At 69.1% G+C, this 19,673-nt stretch carries 19 protein-coding genes; 3 read left to right on the top strand and 16 right to left on the bottom strand.

Annotation, left to right across the window (positions count from 1 at the left end; translation table 11 throughout):
* Positions 1-375: 375 nt before the first annotated feature.
* From AB0P17_RS36760 to AB0P17_RS36750, 3 genes are read right to left on the bottom strand one after another with little or no spacing between them, the layout of a single operon-like run.
* Positions 376-672, bottom strand: a complete 297-nt coding sequence (locus AB0P17_RS36760; protein WP_365818191.1) for a hypothetical protein — start codon at positions 670-672, stop codon at positions 376-378.
* Entirely contained in the window at positions 653-1,288 is a 636-nt protein-coding gene (locus AB0P17_RS36755; protein WP_365818189.1) for a hypothetical protein, read from the bottom strand. Before AB0P17_RS36755 ends, AB0P17_RS36760 begins: the two co-directional genes overlap by 20 nt.
* A complete protein-coding gene (locus tag AB0P17_RS36750; protein WP_365818187.1) occupies positions 1,285-1,464 on the bottom strand; it encodes a hypothetical protein in 180 nt (59 codons plus the stop codon). The genes AB0P17_RS36755 and AB0P17_RS36750 overlap by 4 nt, the downstream gene beginning before the upstream one ends.
* A gap of 153 nt (positions 1,465-1,617) precedes the next feature.
* Here AB0P17_RS36750 and AB0P17_RS36745 point away from each other — a divergent pair, with 153 nt between their 5' ends.
* Together AB0P17_RS36745 and AB0P17_RS36740 are read left to right on the top strand one after the other, a co-directional pair.
* Entirely contained in the window at positions 1,618-2,067 is a 450-nt protein-coding gene (locus AB0P17_RS36745; protein ID WP_365818193.1) for a hypothetical protein, read from the top strand.
* Between the two features lie 25 nt (positions 2,068-2,092).
* Positions 2,093-3,430 carry a hypothetical protein gene (locus AB0P17_RS36740; RefSeq protein WP_365818185.1) on the top strand — a complete coding sequence of 446 codons (1,338 nt, stop codon included), beginning with the start codon at positions 2,093-2,095 and terminating at the stop codon, positions 3,428-3,430.
* Between the two features lie 67 nt (positions 3,431-3,497).
* On the opposite strand, the gene AB0P17_RS36735 is transcribed toward AB0P17_RS36740, so the two are convergent.
* From AB0P17_RS36735 to rfbB, 4 genes are all read right to left on the bottom strand, one after another.
* Positions 3,498-4,703 carry a UDP-N-acetylglucosamine--N-acetylmuramyl-(pentapeptide) pyrophosphoryl-undecaprenol N-acetylglucosamine transferase gene (locus AB0P17_RS36735; protein WP_365818183.1) on the bottom strand — a complete coding sequence of 402 codons (1,206 nt, stop codon included), beginning with the start codon at positions 4,701-4,703 and terminating at the stop codon, positions 3,498-3,500.
* Positions 4,704-4,873: 170 nt separating this feature from the next.
* Positions 4,874-6,013, bottom strand: coding sequence for a DegT/DnrJ/EryC1/StrS family aminotransferase (locus AB0P17_RS36730; RefSeq protein ID WP_365818181.1), 1,140 nt, complete (start codon positions 6,011-6,013; stop codon positions 4,874-4,876).
* Positions 6,010-7,248 carry an ATP-grasp domain-containing protein gene (locus AB0P17_RS36725; RefSeq protein ID WP_365818179.1) on the bottom strand — a complete coding sequence of 413 codons (1,239 nt, stop codon included), beginning with the start codon at positions 7,246-7,248 and terminating at the stop codon, positions 6,010-6,012. The genes AB0P17_RS36730 and AB0P17_RS36725 overlap by 4 nt, the downstream gene beginning before the upstream one ends.
* Positions 7,238-8,266: a dTDP-glucose 4,6-dehydratase gene (rfbB, locus tag AB0P17_RS36720; RefSeq protein ID WP_365818177.1), complete on the bottom strand. Its 1,029-nt coding sequence runs from the start codon at positions 8,264-8,266 to the stop codon at positions 7,238-7,240. The genes AB0P17_RS36725 and rfbB overlap by 11 nt, the downstream gene beginning before the upstream one ends.
* A gap of 479 nt (positions 8,267-8,745) precedes the next feature.
* Between rfbB and AB0P17_RS36715 the strand changes: the two genes are divergently transcribed.
* Positions 8,746-9,870 (top strand): sporulation protein, encoded by a 1,125-nt coding sequence (locus AB0P17_RS36715; protein ID WP_365818175.1) that lies wholly within the window; start codon positions 8,746-8,748, stop codon positions 9,868-9,870.
* Positions 9,871-9,949: 79 nt separating this feature from the next.
* Here the strand turns inward: AB0P17_RS36715 and AB0P17_RS36710 are convergent, their stop codons facing one another.
* The 9 genes from AB0P17_RS36710 to AB0P17_RS36670 form a co-directional block, all read right to left on the bottom strand.
* Complete coding sequence (locus tag AB0P17_RS36710; RefSeq protein WP_365818173.1) at positions 9,950-10,213, bottom strand: hypothetical protein; 264 nt, start codon at positions 10,211-10,213, stop codon at positions 9,950-9,952.
* Positions 10,210-10,443 (bottom strand): holin, encoded by a 234-nt coding sequence (locus AB0P17_RS36705; RefSeq protein ID WP_365818171.1) that lies wholly within the window; start codon positions 10,441-10,443, stop codon positions 10,210-10,212. Before AB0P17_RS36705 ends, AB0P17_RS36710 begins: the two co-directional genes overlap by 4 nt.
* 14 nt (positions 10,444-10,457) lie before the next feature.
* On the bottom strand, positions 10,458-11,327 hold the full coding sequence (locus tag AB0P17_RS36700) for a peptidoglycan-binding protein (protein WP_365818169.1): 870 nt from the start codon (positions 11,325-11,327) through the stop codon (positions 10,458-10,460).
* A gap of 73 nt (positions 11,328-11,400) precedes the next feature.
* Positions 11,401-13,200 (bottom strand): glycosyl hydrolase family 28-related protein, encoded by a 1,800-nt coding sequence (locus tag AB0P17_RS36695; protein WP_365818167.1) that lies wholly within the window; start codon positions 13,198-13,200, stop codon positions 11,401-11,403.
* Positions 13,200-14,141: a hypothetical protein gene (locus AB0P17_RS36690; RefSeq protein WP_365818165.1), complete on the bottom strand. Its 942-nt coding sequence runs from the start codon at positions 14,139-14,141 to the stop codon at positions 13,200-13,202. Before AB0P17_RS36690 ends, AB0P17_RS36695 begins: the two co-directional genes overlap by 1 nt.
* Before the next feature lie 3 nt (positions 14,142-14,144).
* Complete coding sequence (locus tag AB0P17_RS36685; protein WP_365818163.1) at positions 14,145-15,305, bottom strand: siphovirus ReqiPepy6 Gp37-like family protein; 1,161 nt, start codon at positions 15,303-15,305, stop codon at positions 14,145-14,147.
* A 3-nt stretch (positions 15,306-15,308) separates the two neighbouring features.
* Entirely contained in the window at positions 15,309-16,268 is a 960-nt protein-coding gene (locus tag AB0P17_RS36680) for a phage tail protein (RefSeq protein ID WP_365818161.1), read from the bottom strand.
* Positions 16,269-19,088, bottom strand: a complete 2,820-nt coding sequence (locus AB0P17_RS36675; protein ID WP_365818159.1) for a hypothetical protein — start codon at positions 19,086-19,088, stop codon at positions 16,269-16,271.
* Positions 19,089-19,222: 134 nt separating this feature from the next.
* Positions 19,223-19,669, bottom strand: coding sequence for a hypothetical protein (locus tag AB0P17_RS36670; RefSeq protein ID WP_365818157.1), 447 nt, complete (start codon positions 19,667-19,669; stop codon positions 19,223-19,225).
* Positions 19,670-19,673 lie beyond the last annotated feature (4 nt).

Here is a 19,673-nt window from a genome sequence, read left to right as displayed (position 1 = left end):
GGACTCAACTACCGCCAAACACTAACACTCGCCCCGGTATGGGGCCCCGCGTCTGAAGGCTTCCTGGCCTCCAGGCGCAGGGCCGTCTCTGCACGATGCAGCCGGGGGTGCGAACCGCTCCGCCGCCAGAGCTTCCGGCAGTGGCAGCGGAGCGGGGTCCCGCCAGACCAGGGCTTCCGGGCCCCGGCCGGGCGGGAGTCGACGCGACCCTTAACCCGAATGGTCGCCATGGGTGGTGGAGCCCCGGCCGACCACAACGGGGGACGTGGAAGGCCGGCCGGGGCGGCAGAGGGAAGGTCCCGCCGGGGGATCCTTCGTGCGCCTGCTACGGCATCGGTGCTCCGGCACCGCAGCGCATGCAGGGATGGTGACCGATCACGTGCTCTCCGGCTCCGCGCCCATGCGGCACTCGCACGGGCAGGGCATCGGGTCGGTCACGGTGAACCGGCGGGTCCCGGCCCGGACCGCGGTGATCTCTTCGCAGCGGTGCGGGGACCTCAGCTCGAACAGGAGCCCGGCCAGGCACGGGGCGCACGGCACCGGAGCCCCGGGCTCGTGCGGCTCGCCGGGCACGTCCTCGGCCGTGATCGGCGGCCCCGGCCACAGCATCGTCACCTCGTGCTCAGTGGACCGGATGACCGGCAGACGGCGGTCAGGGAAGCTGTGCTCCATCGCGCCCCTCCCGCTCTACCTTCCGCAGGGCCGCACCCGTTTCACAGACGCTGCCAGCGCTGCACTCGGCGCAGCTCTCCAGGTGGTCCAGCCGGGCCCGGTACAGCTCTGCGTGGCTCGGAGGCGCCGGCGTCAGCCGGGCCGCGCCAGCCTGGAGCAGATCGGCCACCACCTCGGGCGTACAGAGCTTGCGGGCCTTCTCCGGGGGCACCGCCCAGTAGGGCAGCGGGGGGTCCGGGCGGGTAGAGGTGAGCCGTGGCACTCCGAGCCAGGCCCCGCGGCCGAGGATCAGGGCGTCCGGGGACCGCCATGTCTCCGTCGTCCCTGCGGGCACTAGTGCGTAGTACCAGACGCTCGGGTGGCAGACCACCGGGCCGTCGACCAGCGTGGCAAGGATGTCGCACACCTGTGCGGGAACGGTGCTGGCGGTCGCCGCGTACACGAGGTTCGGCGGCATCTTGACGGCGTCGAAGCGTTCCCCGAGGGGAAGCATCGCGGGCCTGTTTTCTTCCCAGTCCTTCTCAGCGATCTTCGGGTCCGCCGCCGCCTTGAGCAGCCACGTGGTGATGGCCGCCTCCGACCAGTCCTCGCTGCGCGTGATGCGGGCCGGGATCACCGGACGGTCTCCAGTTTGGGGCGCGGTGCGGACGGCGCCGGGCACGCGAGGAGTTGAGCGATGCGGGTGGCACACTCCTTCTCGTGGCCCGGCTCGCCGACCTCGTACCCGTACGACGTGACGTACCGGTCCGGGTGGGCGATGATTTCGTCCGTGCCGTGCAGGGGGTTGGTCACGTGCATGCGGTGCTCGGCGTCGTTCTCAGCGACGGTGAGCCCGAGGGTGCGCAGGTGACCGGCGAGTTTTCGCAAGCCGTTGGAATTCACACATTGACGGTCTCAGTACGGGAGTTCCTGCGGGATATGACAACCTATGACACGAAGTCGATCATGCGAGTGGCGATCACCGGCACCCGTTCCACGGGGCATCGCAGCCTCACCGAATACGCGGATCTCTTCGCCCAATATCTCGGCCCCTTCGCCACTCCCACCTCGCATTTCTTCATCGGCGGCGCGAAAGGGATCGACTCCCTGTCTCTGCTGTGGCTCGCCGGAAATACCCGCGCGACCCTGACTGTGGTGGTGCCCGGCACTCTCGCCCAGCAGCCCGCCGAAGCACGGCAGGCGATCACGCGAACGCGCGAGCGGATCAGCGAGGTTGTCGAACTGGGCGCCGAAGAATTGCGCACCCCGGCCTACTTCGCCCGGAACCGGTGGATGGTCGACCGCGCCCATATGACCATCGGATTTCCGCTGGAGGGCGCCCCTCCGTCGGGTACGTGGCAGACCCTCGACTACACGGCAGATCAAGGAAAGCCCCGTCTGATCGTTCCCGTGTAGCCGCGATCTGCGTCACTATGGCGGAATGGACAGCAAAGCAACGGGGGCCGCTGCGCTGAAGCGCCTGAGGCGACGGCGCGGGCTCTCCCTCGCTGACATGGCGCGAGCACTCACCGGCTACGCGGAAGACCTGCGCCTCCCGCGCCTGCCCGCAGTGGCGAGCGTGCAACGATCGGTGGCCCGCTGGGAGTCGGAGTCGGCGGCCACCGTGCCGGACGAGCGGTACCAGCTCCTACTGGCGCACCTGTACGCGCGCACCCCGTCCGGGGACCTGGCGATCGCCACTGGCAGCGACTTCGCCGAGTTCCTGGACGCGCTCGGGCAGCTCGGCGAGAGCGCCGGCCGGATCGCCGAGCTGCGCACCACGCTGATCCGCACCGCGACCGATGGCGGCGGAGGCATGCTCGCACTCATGTCCCCCGGCGCGCAGGCCAATCTCTCCGCTGCTCTCGCCGATCCCTCCCGGGCGGACGACACGACGGCCGCCGACCTGTCCGCCGTCGTCGCCGACGTCAACTCGCAGGTCGGTAGCCTGCCGTTCGTACGGCTTCAGCTCATGCTCGCGCCCGCGGTCGAGATGTGCCGCCGCCTCCTCGCGGGGCCGGTGCCCGAGCCGGTCGTCCCCGCCGTACTGAACGCCGCCGTCGCCGCGTCCGCCCTGGCCGGGCGCCTCGCCTTCGAGACACGCGACGACCCGGCGTCCAAGGCTCTGTACTCCACCGCGATCAGCGAGGCCGCCCGCCTGGGTCGCCCCTGGCGTCAGGCCAGCGTGATCATGAGCCACGCACTCGTCACCCTGTACTCCACCCCCGGCACCGCCGGCGCCCGCGTCCTGGTCGACCAGGCCGTACGGACCGCGAGGAAGGGCGACAGCCCACTCATCCGAGCCCGCGCCCACGCGCTCCAGGCGGAGATCGCCGCCCGAGCCGGGGAGGAACGGCAGTCTCAGGACGCACTGGGTCTCGCCTGGTACGACATGGAGGCCGACCACACCGACGATCCAGCGTCCACCTCGTTCTCAGCAGGTCACCTACGAGGCTTCGAGGGTGTGTGCGACCTGTACGTGGGCGACCCGTCGGCGGCCCACGACCACTTCGCCCGGTCAGCGGCTGCACTCACGGCGCCGCGTGAGCAGGTGCAGCGGGCGATCGTCACCACGGACCAGGCCCTGGCCCGGATCCGGATGAACGACCCTCACGCGGCGGCCGAGCTGCTGCACGACTGCATCACCGCTGCCACCTCGACCGGCGGCAGGGTCCCGGCAATCCGGCTCCGCCGGGCCCGGCAGGCGATGCGGCCGTGGCGACGTGAGGACTTCGTGGCCGACCTCGATGATCACCTCATGGACATCGTCGGCACATGATGACAGCCCCTCCTCTCCAGCCTTGAGGGCCAGAGCAGGAGGGGCGCACCGTAGCCCGCCCGCGCGGCTACTGCCGCTCCGCCAGCCCGACGTCCAGCAGCAAGTCAACCAGCCTGGCCGCCGCGTCAGGGAGCCCTTGAGCGGCTGCCCGTGCGGCCATCTGCTCACGGCGCTGCGGGGAGGTGATGAGCGGTTCCAGTGCCCGGCGCAGTTCCTCGGGGGTCGCCCGTTCCCTCGTCAGTGCGGTGGCCGCCCCGGCTCCCTGGAGGTGAAGGGCGTTGTGCTCCTGCTCGTTGCCGGCCGACGAAGCCAGCGGGATCAACACAGCCGGTTTACCCAGTGCGGTCAGTTCGGCGATGGTGCCGGCGCCGCTGCGGGAGATCACGACGTCGGCCAGGGCCAGGACGTCGGGCAGTTCCGGACCGATAAAATCGCTCACCCAGTACCGGCCGCGCAGCTCGTCCGGGAGTGTTTCAGCGAACTGGCGTGACTGCTCCAGCGTCGTCGCTCCGCACTGGTGGATCACGTTGGCGGCCGTCAACAGCCACGGCAGAACACCGCGTACCAAGCCGTTGATCTGCGCGCTGCCCTGCGCTCCGCCTGTCACGTACACGCAGGGCAAGGCGCTGTCGAAGCCGGACAGTCCGAGCGACGCCACGGCCTGCTTGGGGTCTCCTGTGAAGACCGCCGGGCGTACGGGGTTGCCGGTCACCACCGTTGAGGCGGCCACGCTTTCCGACAGCAGTTTCAATGAGGACTCGGAGGAGACCGCGACCGCGGTTGCGAAGCGCGACAGGATACGGTTCGCCAGCCCGAGGCGCACGGTCTGCTCGTGCACCACGAGCGGAGTCCTCGTCATTCGGGCCGCGAGCCCTACCGGTACGGCGACGTAGCCGCCCGTCGACAGGATCACGTCGGCCTTGTAGTCGGCGGCGATCAGGCGGGCCTCCGCGACACCCTTCGGTACGCGGCCCATGTCCCGCACGTTCTCCCGGTTGATCATGGCAAGCGGGTTGGCCGAACGGCGCAGCTTGCCCGTGGGCACCGTCTTGAAGGGGATGCCCTCTGCCGGCGCAACGCGTGCTTCGAGCCCTTCGGCCGTGCCCACCCACAGGACATCGAGGGGCGATCCGTGAGCGGCCAGCCGGGTCTGCAACTCGCGAACCGCGGTGAGGGCGGGATAGGTGTGGCCACCGGTTCCCCCGCCCGTCACGAGTAGCCGGAACGGTCGGTGTAAGGAAGCCAGACGGCTGGAGAGGTCGTCGCTGTTCACTGGAGGAAGGCATCCGATCGTGAGGGCTTGGCGTACGCCAGGGTGCCGACGGGCTACGAACCTTGCGGACGATATCAGGCGTTCTCGCCTGAGTGAGCGGCCGTCAGAGCACGGCCGCTCACTGTCCATCTGATGCTGGCGCGACGGGTGTTGGTGACTATCGGCCCGTCTTACCGGAGGTGCCGTTGGACGGTGGTCAGGGCCTGTCCCAGGGCCGACACCGCCAAGTGCACGTCCTCGGAGTCCATGGCGGGGTGGAACGGCAGGCTCATGATCTCCTCGCCGACCATTTCAGTTACCGGCAGGGGGCGGTGCCATGGGGCGAACGCGGGCTGCGTGTGATTCGGCGGGTAGTGCACTCCGACCCCGAGGCCCTGGGCGCGAAGGATCTCGTGGATCCTGTCTCGCTCCGGCACCCTCACGACGCAGTTGAAAGGCACGGAGCGATCCACGTCCACGTCGACCCTGAGCACGTTCCTCATGCCGTGCAGCTCGGCCTCGTACGCTCGCCACAAGGCTTTGCGCTTGGCCGCGACGATGGGGAACTGCTCCAGCTGAACGCTGCCCACCGCCGCGTGAACGGATGACAGGGTGGCGCGGAGCCCGAAACCGTCGACCGTGTAGGTCGTCGTACGGCCGCGCTCCGCCTGCGACTGGGTGATGCCCAGAGTCCGCAGACGACGGGCCACTCCCGCCTCCTGGGATGTACGCGGGACGATCGCGCCGCCCTCGATGCACGTCAGGTTCTTGATCGGGCCGAAGCTGAAGCACGTCAGCGCGCCAGTGCTGCCGACCAGCCGGGTCCCGAGGCTGGATCCGAAAGCGTGGGCGGCGTCCTCGATGACGGTGATGCCGCGCTCACTGAGGACTTCCTCAGCGGCGGTCAGATCGACGGCCCTGCCGCCGTACAGCACCGGCATGACCGCCCGTGTGGCCGGAGTGATCGCCTCCAGCACCGCCCCGCTCTCGACACACAGAGTGTCCGGGCTGACCTCCACGAAGCGCGGGCTCGCGCCGCACGCCACGATCGACTGTACGGTCGCGCAAAACGTCTGCGACGGAACGATCACCTCGTCTCCCGGCCCGATTCCGGCTACCAGGAGAGCGATGTGCAGAGCCGCGGTGCCCGAGGAGACCGCCACGGCGTCGTCGACGCCAAGGAACGCGGCGATCCCGCGCTCGAACTCCTCGGTGACGCCGGTGTGCCCGTACTGGCCGGACTCCAGGACCTGGGCGACGGCGGCGGCCTCCTGACCGTAGAGGTACGGGCTGGCGTTGCGCCGGGCATCCGGCCTTGACGAGTTGATCATGACTCACCCTTCGCCACTGTGATCGGTTGGACGATCGGTCGAAGCAGCGCGCCGGCCGTCTCCAGAGCCGCGGACACATCCGCAGTCGACGGCCCGGCGGCGACGAGCATGCCGATCTTGTGGCCGGACTGGTCATGCGGCCGTACCAGGTCACCCGGCTGGGCATACAGCACGACGTCGGTGATCCCGGGGACGTCGCGGGCTTCGGCGACGCCTTCCCACGCGACCAACTCGCCGTTCGTGACGAGCGGTGAGCCGACCAACTCCACTGCCGCATGCACGTTGCGCGTCTGTACGAGATGACCGTCGAACGGCTCGCCGAGCGCGAGTGCGACGAGTGCACCCACGACGTTCACGCCGTAGGCGGCGGCGTGCAATCGCGGGATGCTGTCGCCGCTGAGACGCGGGTTGGCCTCGATGATGCGCCCCTGACCGTCCGCACCGAGGACGAGGTCGAAGTTCGCTGGTCCATCGACGATGCCTAGCGCACGGCACAACCGTTCGGCACTCGTCTCAAGGTGGTCGTGCTCCGCCGAGGGCAGTTCCACCGTGCCGATCCGCCTGACGACGAAACCCCCGGCGACGAACTCTTGCTCCTTGACGCAGGTCATCATCGACCTGCCGTCCTGCAGGAAGAGATCGATGGTCAGCTGCCGCCCTTGAACGAACTCCTCAGCGATCACGGTCTGAGAGGCGGAGTAGGCACGGGCGTGGGCGACGGCGGTGGGGAGGTCGTCGGGGCGTGCGACGAGGGTGACGCCTTTGCTGCCCGAACCGTCCACGGGCTTGATCACGAGCGGGAAGGCCAGCCCGGCCGCCTTTGCGACGACCTCATCCGGATCGCTCGCCGCAGCCCATCCGTAGTCGGTGATGCCACAGGACGCGACAACGGCATGGAAGGCGGCCTTGTCGAGAGCCGCGAATGCGTCCGCGGGGTACACGTACGGGGCGTCGTACCGCACGCCTAGTGCGTGCCAGGTGGCCAGCGCGGCGTCGCTCGCGCCGCCGACGATCCCGGCGGGGCGTACGTCGCCCAGCGCATAGGCGATGGCTTCGATGTCCCGGGTGGAGATCTGCAGCGCCGCGTCGGCACATGGGAACGCGGGAGCATCCGCTCTCATGTCCACAGCGATGGTCGGAATCCCGCGACGTCGCGCCTCCTGGTACAGGGGGATGTGCTCCTCCGACGCGCCAAGCACCAGCAGCGCGTTCTGTGGCAACTGGTCACAGGACATGGTCACGCTCCGACCTCGGGGCCGCGATGTGGACGGCCGGCATCGTGGCCTGCGGGTTGCGGGAGAGCGGTGCCCAGCGGTCCGGGTTACGCCGGTACCACTCCGCGGTCTCGGCGAGACCGTCGTCCAGGTCGCGGGTGGGCTGGTAGCCGAGGTTGTCGGCAATCTTCGTCCAGTCCATGGAGTACCTGATGTCGTTGGCTCGCCGGTCCGGCCCGTACGTAACCGAGCCCCAGTCGGCCCCGCACACGCGCAGGAGCGCTTCGGTCAGCTCCAGGTTCGTGAGGTCCGTCCCGCCACCGATGTTGTAGACCTCGCCCGGCGCACCGCCGCGCAGCACCAGTTCGATCCCCGCGCAGTTGTCCTCGACGTGCAACCAGTTGCGTACGTGCTGACCGCGACCGTGAAGGGTGACCGGCTCGCCCCTGAGCAGACGAGTGATGAACAGCGGGATGATCTTCTCCGGGTGCTGGTACGGACCGTAGTTGTTCGAGCTGCGCGTGACGCACACCGGAACCTCGTAGGTGTGGAAGTAGCTCAGGGCCACGAGATCGCTGGCAGCCTTCGACGCCGCGTACGGGACGCTGGGGCGTAACGGGTCGTCCTCGGTGGCGGTGCCGACCGGCAGCGGCCCGTACACCTCGTCCGTGGAGACGTGGACGAACCGCTGGATGCCGTGCTTCACAGCCGCGTCCGCGAGGGTCTGGGTGCCGAGGACGTTCGTGGACAGGAACGTCCTGGCCGCGGAGAAGCTGCGGTCGACGTGGGACTCCGCGGCGAAGTGCACGACGGCCGTGTGCTGGCTGACGAGGTCGTCCACCAGGCCGGCGTCCAGGATGGTCCCGTGTACGAATCGGAGCTTCGGGCTGAGGAACGCTTCGCCCAGATTTTCGATGTGCCCCGCGTAGGTGAGAGCGTCGAGAACCGTCACCTTGGCCACGTCGTCCGATCGCAGGAGACGTTTGACGAAGTGCGAGCCGATGAAGCCGGCTCCACCCGTAACAAGAACCTTGTCCATGAGCGTTCAGTCCCATCCGGAGAGGCGGATACGAGTCATGCCCCTTCCCGCGTCGGGAGAGGCACGGCACCAGGAAACCTCGCAGCGGTGCCCCCGCAGCAGGCACACAAGGGGGGCTCACAACTCACGAAAACCGGCCCCGGGACACGGCGTTGTGCCTACGCTCGCCTCAGCGCCCTGTGGCAACGGGCCACAGCCAGAACCCTGAGGGAGCCGCCGTGGCAGCGTCGCCGCGCCGGACCAAACAGCCGAACCAGGCCCTCGGCCGACTCATCACAGCCTCCGGCGCCAGCCACAAGGCGCTGGCCCACCGGGTCAACCAACTCGCCCAAAGAGCCGGAAAGAAACGGGAATACACCCATACGAGTGTCGCGAACTGGGTTGAGTACGGAATGCAACCCAAACCCCCGATACCATCACTGATTGCCGCAGCGCTGGGCGAGCGCTGCGGCCGACCCGTCAGCCTCGCGGAAATCGGGATGGACAGCCCCAACGTGCCGGACGCCACGGGCCTGGACTTCGCGAGAGATCCGCAAGACGCCATCCGCCTCGCCGCCGACTTCTGGAGTCACGTGGACCGCCGTGCACTCATCGGTACCAGCGCCTTCGCCATCAGCGCTTTCGCGACCCCTGTCACCAGATGGCTGGTCAGACAGGCAGACGACGAGGTCGCCCGGTACGACGGCCGTCGCGTTGGCCGCGCCGCCGTAGCCGAGCTGTGGGAGGCAGCCCGCGAAGCCCAGAGCTGGGACTCCAAATACGGGGGCGGCAACTGGAAATCGAACCAGGTCGCGGACTGCCTCACCCATCGTGCCGCGCCCCTGCTGCGCGGCCAGTACACCGAGCCCGTCGGCCGGGCCCTCTTCTCCGTCACCTCCGAACTGTCGCGGGTGGCCGGCTGGAGCGCCCTCGACATCGGTCACCACGACGTCGCGCAGCGGCACTTCATCCAGGCCCTCCGACTCGCCCGCGCCGGCGCGGACGTGCAACTCGGCTCGTATGTCCTGACCACGATGGCCCTCCATGCGGGCTTACGCGGGTACACCGGCGAGGCCATCGACATGGCGCAGGGCGCGTACGAGCGAGGCAAGCGGGCCGCGGCCCCGCGCGTTCTCGCGTTCACCAAGCTCATCGAGGCGCGAGCCCACGGCAAGGCCGGTGACCATCGCAGCGCCGCGCGGGCCCTCGCCGCGTCGGAGACTCTGCTCGACCAGGCACGCACCCAGCTCGATGAGCCGGAGTGGATCAGTTACTTCACCCATGCCCGTATGAGTGCCGACGCTGCCGAGATCTATCGTGACCTGCACATTCCTCACATCGCTCTTCAGTGGCATTCCCAGGCAGCCGCCATGTCCGCGCACTCCTTCACCAGATCTGTAGGACTTCGCTACGCCGTGGTCGGTACGGTCCATCTCCAGAATCGGGACCTGGACCAGGGTCTTAACCTGGGCAAGCAGGCCGTCGCCATACTCGCCAATGTCGAATCCAGCCGGGCGCACGACTACGTACGCGACTTCGTCACCGCTCTCGCCCCGTGGCAGAGGGAAAGCCGCGTCAACGACTTCATCAAGCACGCGCGTCGGGAACTCTCGATGAGTGCGTGACCAGCTCCGGCAGCGGCCGGAACACGAAAGAGCGCCCCTCTGTCCAGCCCTTTACGGCTGGACAGAGGGGCGCGGTGTATCAGCGGTAGAGCGCGATGAGACCGGATGCCGTACCCGCGACACCCGCGAGAACACCGATGGTGGGCAGCGGCCAGCGGGCCCGTTCGAGGGTGCGGAGCCTGGCTTCGTGGTCGGCGACGTCGGATCGGATGTCCTTGGTCTCGTTCAGGACCTCATCGAGTTTCAGCTCGATACGGTCGACCGTTCTGGCCAGGTCCCGCACCTCCTGATAGGTCTGTGCCGGGCTGATGTACACGCCCGGGTCCGGCGGCGGCGCGGTCACTGGCGGTCCCGTACGGTCTCCGTCAGGCCGGGCCCTTCGGCTCCGCCGCCGGAGGCGGCTATCCCGGTCAGGACTGCCAGAAGCGCGGCGCCCGCAGCGAGGGACAGGCCGTCACCCCAGTCCGCGGATACGACTCCGACGGTGTCGAGGCCGAGCGTGGCCGCCAGGACCTGAGCCCCGGTGCGTACGGCCCGCTCTCCGGTCGACTTCCAGAAAGCAGCAGTGAACATGGAGCGTCCTTTCATCAGGTGTTGTGGGGGACCTTGAGCCGGTCCCAGCTCGCCTTGCCCGGGATGCCGTCGGCGTCTCCGCCCTCGTACCCCAGCTTGCGCTGCCACGCCGCGTACGAGTCGCGATCGGCGGTCGACCACGCGGGGCCGGGCCCGACCTTGTACCGGCCGCACCCCTCCGCCACCAGCCTCTTGCCCATGGCCGTGACGAGCGCGCTGCGCCGCCCGGCCGCGAAGAACGCGGTTCCGGGGAACGGCTCGTACGCCGCCGGGGGCTTGGCCGGAGGCGCCGCGCCGCCGAGCCTGGCGCCGATCCGGGCACGCATCGAGTCCATCGTGAAGCCGCGCGGATCGATCTTCCCGGGCTGCCACTCCAGGTGGCCGATCACCGAACGCTGCGTCCAGCCATGCGCACGGCAGATCGCCGCCGAGACCCGCTCGATCGCGTCGAGCTGCGCGGCCGGCCACGGGTCCTTCCCGTCGCCGAGGTTGACGCACTCGAAGCCGTAGAAATGCCGGTTGCCGTCCGTGTCTGCCGCTCGGTCCGCGGGCAGGGCACGCTCAGCGATGACCGCCTGGAGGACGGCGTTGTCGCCCAGACCCGCATGGTTCGTCCGGCCGTGGCCGACGAGGTGGACGACGCCCGTCTTGTCGATGACGCCGTGGCACAGCGGCCCCGGCAGCGCGGAGTGCCCGTCCCGGCAGAGCGCCACGGAGCCCGCGGTTCCCGAGGTGACGGTGTGGTGGATCATCACTCCGTTGACCGGGCCCCACAGGCCCTTGTGGTTGCGGTTGTGCGTCCGCCAGTTGCCGACCTCGTTGACCTTCACGCCCTCGGCGCGCAGGGCCGCGAGGAGCGCGACGGGGGACAGAGGTATGGCCATGAGCCCTCCCAGGGCATGAGGAAGAGCCCCGGCCGGGCTGGCTCGGGGCTGGTGGTGGGTGTCTGGCTGCCTCTTACGCAGGCTCGACCAGCAGCCACGCGATGACGGACGTCTCGGTATTGCTGCTGGACGTGATGGTGAAGGACGTCCCGGCGGTGCGGCTGACGGACAGGTGTCCCAGGGCCCCGCCTGCTGTCTGGCGGAACACGGCGACGCGGGTGGTGGCGGTGACCGATGTGTTCGTGACGGTGACCGTGCCAGCCGCGAGGGTGGCGGTGCCCATGCGTGCGTTGGCGCCCTCGGCGATCGCCACGCCGCCGCCGGCCGCGCCGAGGTTCAACGCGTTGACGGCGCCCGCCCAGATGTTCCATTGCCCGGCGGACTGGCCGCTGGCCGTGGCCAGGTAGCCGCCGACGCTAAGGTTCCCGGCAACGTCCGTCGGCGGGGCGAACGCGTCGACAAAGGTGTCCGTAGTACCGGCGCGCTCGCCGATGTTCAGGCCGCGGCGCAGCACGGTGTTGTCGCCTGCGTCGGACCATCCCGCCTCATCTGCGTGCAGGAACCCGGCGTCCACGCTGACGTAGGTGCATCCGGTGGCCCGGAATCCGTACTGCGGGCTGTTCTCCTGGGTGCCGTCGTCGTCGATGCCGGGGTAGCAGTTGAGTAGTCCCACGATGACGGGCACGGTCGCGCCGTCGCAGGCGAATCCCGCGTACCCACCGCCGCCCGCGCCGTTGTTGCGGCCGTCGCGGCGGGTGACGATGTTCTCGAACTGGATCGGCGGATTGCCGGCCGCGTCGACGAGGAAACCGTTCGCCCCATTACGGTCGGTGGTGCAGTCACCGACCAGCATGCCGCCGGACCCGGTGCCTGCGGCCCAGTCCCCCGTGATGTGGAAGCCGTTGCCAACGTTCCACTCGGCGCGGCACCCGATCGCCTGCGAGTTCGCGGCGTTGGCGATCTCGAAGCCGGACGCACCGTTGCCGATGGCCTGGCAGTCGATGAGCGTGATGTCCGTCATTACCTCAAACGCGGCTCCGTGCCAACCGCAGTTATCGAGCATCACCCGGTGGAGCCGCCACGAGTAGGGGAAGAACCCGCCGTTGAACTCGGTGTGCACGCCGGCGCCGGTGACCCGGCGGACAGTCACGTCTCGCATGGCGACGTTCTGAACGTTCCCGCGGGCCCGGATCCCGTCGATACCCGGCTCGGTGAGGTCCGACCCGTCGATCATCACGGAAAGGATCCGGTGCTCGGCCGAGATGGTGGAGTATCCGCCGTCGATCTGGTCGAGGAAGGAGATCACCGCGCCGCCCGTAAAGGAGGCCAGGGGCTTGATGTAGCACGGCGGATCGGCCAGGCCGGGCACCGTCATGAGGTTGGTGTGGGTGCCCATGAGGGTGACGGCCGGGGGGATGGTCAGCGGTGCGCTGGTGCGGTAGGCGCCTGCGGGGAGGTAGACGATGCCGCCCATCGGGGCTGCGGCGAGCGCGGTCTGGATCGCTGCGGTGTCGTCAGTGACGTTGTCGCCCTGGGCGCCGAAGTCGCGCGCGTTGAGCCAGTCGCGCACGCTCCCTGCGGCGGCCTCGGTACTGCCGACGTTGTGTGCTTCCACCCACGCGCGACTTGTGCCGCCCGCGTCCGCCCACATCCCCTCAACGCCATCGGGCCCGAAGAAACGCGGGATGCTGCCGTACTCGGTGGCGGTGACGGAAGTGATGGGAGTGCTGCCGGCATCGAGGAGATCGCTGTACTGCCCGCCGCCGACGGGCGCGTCCCAGAACGTCACCACGGCGCCGACGGCCACAGTCCAGATGCCGTCTGACGGGGTGACGACGAAGTCGGCGACCCCTGCGCCGTATTCGTACCGCATCAGTCCACCACCCAGCTCATGCCGCTCTGCGTCAGGATGTTCTGCCCTTCCAGGACATCGGGGTGCTGGGTGAGCCAGACCTGCCCGGCATCCGTGCTCAGCTTGGAGTAGATCGTGGCCCGCCCGATCCGGGCGCCGGTGACGTAACAGATCACGTACTGGTCTCTCGTCGGATGCCGGTATGCGGACGGAATCAGGACCGGCAGCCTGCTCGGCGTGACATTGTCGAGAGTGCCCGCCGTCCGCGTGAATGAGCCGAGCCGCAGATGCACGGCGCCGTTCTTCATCTCCAGCACGGACGGCGTCCCGATCGCCCAGTTGGCGATGGGCGAATCCACAGAGATCACGCCCGATTGAGCGAAGACCAGCTGCCAGGCGGACCCGGTCCACAGTCGGACGCGTCCGGTGTCGGTCTCGAACACCAGCTCCCCGCGGTCCGGTTCCGGGTTGCGGGCGGTGGACAGGGCAGGGCGGATACGCGCGCCCACGTACAACTCAGCGCGGGCAACGGTGACGCTCCCGGCCCCGGACAGGATCGTCACCAGAGCGAGAGGGACTTCATACAGGCCGCTGCTGCCAGTGCTCTGCACCAGCGCGGGGGCGCCCGCGCCGGGGGTGCCCTGGCGGATGACCGCGCGCACAGTCCAGTTGTCCCGGTCCAGGCGCAGCACCACACGGTCGGTGCGGGTCTGGCCGCTGCTGTTCGCTGCGACGGGCAGGGTCACCGTGGATGTGCCGGAGTACCAGGCGTGGCCGCGCACGCTGGCACGCGCGCCTGAACGGACCGCGACGGTCAGGCCCACCCCGGCCGACACGACCTGTGTGCCCGCCGGGCTGCCGTATACGCCGTCGCCGGAGAACCGGGCGGCGAGCTGCTCGTACTCGCCGTCAGTCACCGCCCTGTCATTGTGTTCGGGGCTGGGCCAGGAGTCCTGTGCCATGCCTCACCTCCTGGTTTCGAGCCGCGCGAGGCGGCGGGTCAGGGTGCGCACCAGACGCACCATCTGGGGGTCGCTCGTCGCGGCCGGGGAGCCGACCACGGCAGTGACGTACTCGCCGCTGCCGGGCGTCGTTTGCAGATGAATGGAGCGCACGACGTCGGTGACCTCCAAACCGTGCGGCAGTGCCACGGTGACCCGGTCGCCCAGGTCGTAGTCGATCCCGGCCCGCAGATCCGGGGTGTCCACCGTGGCCGTCGCAAGTTCCACCGGGGCGGCGCCCTCCGCCAGCTCGGCGTTGCCCGCGGCGGTGAGTTCCCCGGCCGCGTCCGTGTCGGCGCCACCATCGAGGTACGCCTCCGTCCGCCACCACAGAGCCGCCGCGGCCGGGTCACCGCGTTCGACGAACGTCCGGGTTGTCGACCCTTCGGTCTCGGTACCGGCGACCAGGATGTGTGTCGCAGCCGGCGCCGATGCCTTGAACGCGAGCGAGCGGAGGTTGCCCAGGCCCAGGGAGAACCGTGCGCTGTCTGTGCGGTCGACGGGGGCGTAGCAGCCGAAGCGGATCGCGGTGCCGATCTGCTGGGTGCGGAAGCCGATGCCGCCGCCGTCGATCGCGACTCGGCGCGCGACCTCCAGCAGCGGTTCGAACCGCGTACGTACGGTCGTCGACGTGCCGACCCCGGCGGCAGTGGCCATGGCGAAGTTGGGGATCCTGCGGGCGGCCAGGGCGCCGGGCCCGCAGTTCTCGTTGACCAGCGTCCGGATGATCGTCTCGGAGTTCGCCGAGTTGATCTGCCGCCAGGTGTTGCCGTGCTGCCCGGTCCAGGCCGAGGCGGGTTCGGGCCAGGTGATGTATCCGGCGAGGACGGCCAGGTCGTCGGAGAAGGAGACGCTGACGCTGCCGACGCCGGAGTCCTGGTCGACAGACCATGCGTAGTCCGCCGGGATCTCCATTGGTCCGGCCAGCCAGATTGCCCCGTCACGGATCACGACGATCCGGTTGCCGGGCTGGAGCTGTGCCATCGCCTCCGGTGTCGCCGGCAGCGTCACCGTGCCGCTAGCGGGTTCGTTGAACCGCTTGGTCGCGTCGACGCTGGTCCACCCGGCGAGTGGGTCGCCTTGGACAATGCCGTACTCGTCGGTGATGAGGAGTTGGATCGTCATGGGTCAGGCCATCTCGTAGCGGGGGTAGAAGGTCAGATCCACGGCTGAGCCGGGGCCGGAGCCGTCGAGTTGGAACGTCACCGGGCAGCCGCCCGGAGGCAGCGACCACAGCACGGCCTGGGGCCAGTTGAGAGCGCCGATCCAGTTGTCCCCCGTGGCGGACCGCACGCTCGGCGGGTCGGTCGAGATGGTGACCGTCTCACCGGAGAGGAGAGCGCCGTGGCTGGTCTCGGTCATGTCGAGCGCGAAGGACTCGCCGGTGTCCTCGCGGATGAACGTGATCAACGTGGCGGGCCCTGTGATGGTCCAGGTCGGCCAGACGTCGACGTCGCCCGGGTTCATGACCGTGGTCGCGCCGAGGACCTGCGACGAGGACACCGACGGGTACGGGACAAGGTAGTCCACCAGGGCGCCGGTCTCGCGGTGCACCGACACCGGCGCGGCGTCGACGTAGTACGGATCTTCGCACCAGAGGGTGAGCACGGCGCTGTCCCAGGTGATGCCGGTCGCGGTGCGGCCCTGGCCGTCCCACCCCTCCTGGTAGTACACCCGGATCTGCCGGATCCTGCCGTTTGGCCGGGCGATCTCCAACGTCCCGGGCCCCTCGTGCAGCGTCCGCGTGAATGCCCGCCCGAGCGCCCGCCAGTTGTCCGTGAACGACGTGTGGTCGGAGCCCTTGACGAGGACGGGCCAGATGATGGTGCGCGGCTGCGGCTGGACGTGCCGCAGCCGCGCCCCGCCCCGCGGGTGCGGGTCCGACGTCAGTACGTACGGCGCCGCGCCCAGGCCGGAGACGCCTTCGGCGAGGGTGTACCAGTCGGCGGTGAGGTCGGTCATCGGCCACCGGGTGCCCGTCGGGTCGATGTATGTGACCGACGAGTATCCGACCTCGGGGATCTGCGTGGCGGGCGGTGTGTTCGGGGGGTCCGGCGGGGCGATGACTGGGGCTGTGATCAGGGGCATCTATCGGGGCCTTCCTACGCGCTGCCGCGCCTCTTCCTGCCGCTGGATCAGCCGCAGGTCCTCGACACTGATCACCGAGGCGCGCGGGTATACGTTGTAGGTGACCGTCGGCCGGTCCTCCCCGGTACGGGCCGCTCCCGCCGCGGCCACGGCTGGCCGGCCGGGCGAAGCCGCCAGGCCCGTAGGGAGACGTCCTTCGTTCACGGCGTCCATGAACTTCTCGCCGTACTTGGCGACCGAGGCGGCCTTGATCATGTACTCGCCGTTAGAGCCCCACAGCAGGATGGAGTCCGACGTGCTCGTGCCCGGACCTTGAAGGAGGCCCCCGCTCGGGTACCCCGGGATGGGGCCTCCTCCCGCGCGCCGGATGGGACCGCCCTGCGCTCGGAGATAGTCGGGCGCGTACGGCCCCGGGCCTGGCCCGTTCTGGAAGTACGAGGTGCGGACGTTGATGTACGCCGTCGCGGTCTTCCCGTCGATACCGTTGAGCTCCCGCTCGGCAGCGGCGATCTTCCGTTGAAGGTCCGAGATTTCACCCCGGATCCGCGCGGTCTTCGAGCTGGGCGCGTTCGCGAGTCGCTTCTTCGCGTCCGCGAGTTTGGCCCGCAGGTCATTCAAGTCGCCCCGCAGGTAAGCGGTCTTGTCGGGCGTTCTGAGAATCTGGTCCGCGAGCCGCGCCGCCTGGTCGCGGGTGAGTCCCATCTGCATGGCGTTCGCTATGAGTTGCTGCCTGCCACGCTCATAGATGCTGCTGACCTCATTCCACGAGGCGCCAGACTCCCGCGCGGCCGAGGTGGCCTCGTCCGTCTTCGCGGCGAGATCGGTCAGCGACGATGCCGCCGCCCGCTGCGCCTCCGTGTTGAGCGTCAGCTTCCCGTTGTGCACGTCGAGCACGTTGGCGTTCTCTGCCGCAGCCTTCGACGCGGCATCGATCGCAGCCTCAAAGCCGATCATGCCGGTCAGAGCTTGGCGGTTGACGTCATTCAAGGCGATGATGCTCTGCCGCAGCCCGTCAGCGCTGGCCTTCTGCGCGTCGATCTTGGCCTGGACTTCCTGCGCCTGCTGACCGAACATCCCCATGGACTCGGCTGCGAGCCGCTGCTCGAAGGCAGCGGCCTCCAGCGCCGCGTTGTAGTCGCCGAGGCTCGCGGTGAACTTGTCGGCCTGCTCCGGGTTCATCTCCTTGAGCATCCCGGTCAGCGCAGCCGCAGCCAGGTCCGCTTTACCGCCCGAGACGAGACCGGCCAGGGCCTCATCGATCCCATCGACGGTCTTGGTGTACTTCTCTGTCGCGTCCCCTGCATCCAGAAAGCCGCCGCTGACCTTGGCGCCCCAGTTGTTCACCGACTCCACGACGCTGGGACTGATCACCTCGGACAGTTGCTTACGCAGCTTCTCGAAATCCTTGCCGAGGACAGAGGCCGCCTCGCCCGTGACCTTGCCGGTGTTCCCGAAATGGCCGAGAGCCGTGGTCAGCTTGTCCACGTCCGGCGCGGTCTCCTTGCCACTGGACGACAGCTCTGTGAGCGCGATCAGCAGCAGGCCAATACCCGTACCCGCGACCGCTGCCTTCGCGGTCCGGGACAGAGTGGTGATCGCCGCGCCGATGCCAGCCAGCCTGCCCGGTGTACCGGCGGCTGCGGTACGCATCAGGGTGATCTGTCCGACAAGGGCAGCGAGACCGGCGCTTGCCGCCGCTCCGCCGGCCGCCGCCAACCGCACAGCCTTGATCGCGATGGCCATCTGGAGCATCACCGCGATCGCCCCCGGGGGCACCGCCGCCACGATCGCCGACAGCGCGTTGATGAGGTCCAGCATGTCCATACCCACACCGGACGCGGCATCCAGCACATTCAGCACGGCCTCGCCCACGTTGCGCAGAGTGTCCCCGACCAGCGGGCCGGCCTCCGCTACGTAGTTGAGGAACTCCTGCATGCCACCGCCGACCTGGCCACGGTCGACCCGGTCGAGAAACAGCGCGACGCTGTCGACCGCGTTACGCATCGTGTCGTTGGCGAACACGGTGAATCTGCTGTTCAGCGCATCGAACCCGGGCGAGCTGATGCCGCCGCCTACCATGGTGATCAGCCGGTCGAACTGGGTCGATGCACCCTGAACCAGGCCGGAGGTCTTGGGCAACAGCGCGTTGACGACAGCGACACCCTTGGTGAAGGGCCCCATCACGTCGTCGGCCAGCGAGTCGGACCACTCCTGATAGGAGTCCTTCAGCAGCCCCACCGCGACCGCTGCCTGCCGCGTCGCTGGCGGGAGCGCGTCCAGCCTCTGCTGATAGACGGCCTGCGCCTTGGCCGCTTCCTCCGAGGTACGACCGGACGTCGCCACCGCATCGTCGTACGCGGACTGGGCCTCGGTGACCTCGCTGATTGCAGCGACCTGCGGGACCAGCGCCGCCCCGTACGCTGCTGCTGCCACTCCGGCGGCGCCGAGCTGCGCGCCGACCTGGGCCGCCGCCCCGGCCAGCCCGGCGACGGCCGGGATGGCTGCGGGGACGAGGCTGATCAGACTCGACTTCAGTTCGTCACCGAACCGCTCGACTTTCTTGCCGGCGTCGGCGAACGACAAGGTGTTGACGCCGTCCCGCAGCCGCCGGGTCGCTTCCTCCGTGGTGACGATCCGGCCCTGGAGGTCGCGGAGCCTGCCATCGGCGTCCGTGGTGAACCCCGCGAGCGCCAGGGTGGATCGGGTGGCGGCATCGTCCAGACGGCGCCGTAGCCGGTCCGCCGCATCGCCTGCGCCGTTAAGAGTGCGGGACAGGGCGTCGCGGCCCTGGAGAACGAAGTTCAGCGTGTTGCCGGGCATCGACTACCTCCCTTGCTGGGCGGTGTGGCGGGAGATCCAGGCGACGGCCGACTCAAGCTCGGCGGCGCTGAGATGCTGAATCTCCCAGGGGCGGATGTGGAGGTAGTACGCGAGCAGCCACCGGTACTCGTGGATCAGCCCGCGGAGTCCGCCGGGGCCGCTGCCAGGTGGCCTTTTCCCAAAGAGTCGAGCGCGGCTTCGACATCGGCTCGATCATGGGCGAGCTTCCGCAAATGCGGGAGCATCGCGTCGATCGCCGCATCCTCGTTCGTCGCCAGGGCCTCGGCCAGGATGCTGCCGAGGACGTCGTCAATCTCGGTCCGCTCGATGCGCGCGGTGAGACGGCGGCGCCATCCGGGCACATCAAAGGTGCTGAACTTGAGGCCCGTCTCAGTGCGCTTGCGGACAGCCCACAGCACCGCTCGCATGGCAGTGGGGTCCTGGCCGCGGAGACGGTCCTCCACCTCCCGCCACGGGGTGCCGCCCACGGCCTCCTCGATGTCGGCCGACTCGATCGCGGACAGCTCCTCCGTGGACACCCGCTCCACCGTGCCGTCGTCGTGGGTGTAGGTGATGATCACGCTG

It is taken from the genome of Streptomyces sp. NPDC088124 (assembly GCF_040685895.1).
In the GTDB taxonomy this organism is placed as follows: Bacteria; Actinomycetota; Actinomycetes; order Streptomycetales; family Streptomycetaceae; genus Streptomyces.
The sequence above is the reverse complement of the archived record's forward strand: the minus strand, read 5'-3'. Positions and strand labels throughout refer to the sequence as shown.

Bases quoted from the DNA above. Each gene is read 5' to 3' on its own strand.
- AB0P17_RS36760 (WP_365818191.1), bottom strand. From the start codon at position 672: ATGGAGCACAGCTTCCCTGACCGCCGTCTGCCGGTCATCCGGTCCACT.
- AB0P17_RS36685 (WP_365818163.1), bottom strand. From the start codon at position 15,305: ATGACGATCCAACTCCTCATCACCGACGAGTACGGCATTGTCCAAGGC.
- AB0P17_RS36715 (WP_365818175.1), top strand. From the start codon at position 8,746: ATGGACAGCCCCAACGTGCCGGACGCCACGGGCCTGGACTTCGCGAGA.
- AB0P17_RS36740 (WP_365818185.1), top strand. From the start codon at position 2,093: ATGGACAGCAAAGCAACGGGGGCCGCTGCGCTGAAGCGCCTGAGGCGA.
- AB0P17_RS36680 (WP_365818161.1), bottom strand. From the start codon at position 16,268: ATGCCCCTGATCACAGCCCCAGTCATCGCCCCGCCGGACCCCCCGAAC.
- AB0P17_RS36705 (WP_365818171.1), bottom strand. From the start codon at position 10,443: ATGTTCACTGCTGCTTTCTGGAAGTCGACCGGAGAGCGGGCCGTACGC.
- AB0P17_RS36700 (WP_365818169.1), bottom strand. From the start codon at position 11,327: ATGGCCATACCTCTGTCCCCCGTCGCGCTCCTCGCGGCCCTGCGCGCC.
- AB0P17_RS36730 (WP_365818181.1), bottom strand. From the start codon at position 6,013: ATGATCAACTCGTCAAGGCCGGATGCCCGGCGCAACGCCAGCCCGTAC.
- AB0P17_RS36675 (WP_365818159.1), bottom strand. From the start codon at position 19,088: ATGCCCGGCAACACGCTGAACTTCGTTCTCCAGGGCCGCGACGCCCTG.
- AB0P17_RS36695 (WP_365818167.1), bottom strand. From the start codon at position 13,200: ATGCGGTACGAATACGGCGCAGGGGTCGCCGACTTCGTCGTCACCCCG.
- AB0P17_RS36690 (WP_365818165.1), bottom strand. From the start codon at position 14,141: ATGGCACAGGACTCCTGGCCCAGCCCCGAACACAATGACAGGGCGGTG.
- AB0P17_RS36725 (WP_365818179.1), bottom strand. From the start codon at position 7,248: ATGTCCTGTGACCAGTTGCCACAGAACGCGCTGCTGGTGCTTGGCGCG.
- AB0P17_RS36745 (WP_365818193.1), top strand. From the start codon at position 1,618: ATGCGAGTGGCGATCACCGGCACCCGTTCCACGGGGCATCGCAGCCTC.
- rfbB (WP_365818177.1), bottom strand. From the start codon at position 8,266: ATGGACAAGGTTCTTGTTACGGGTGGAGCCGGCTTCATCGGCTCGCAC.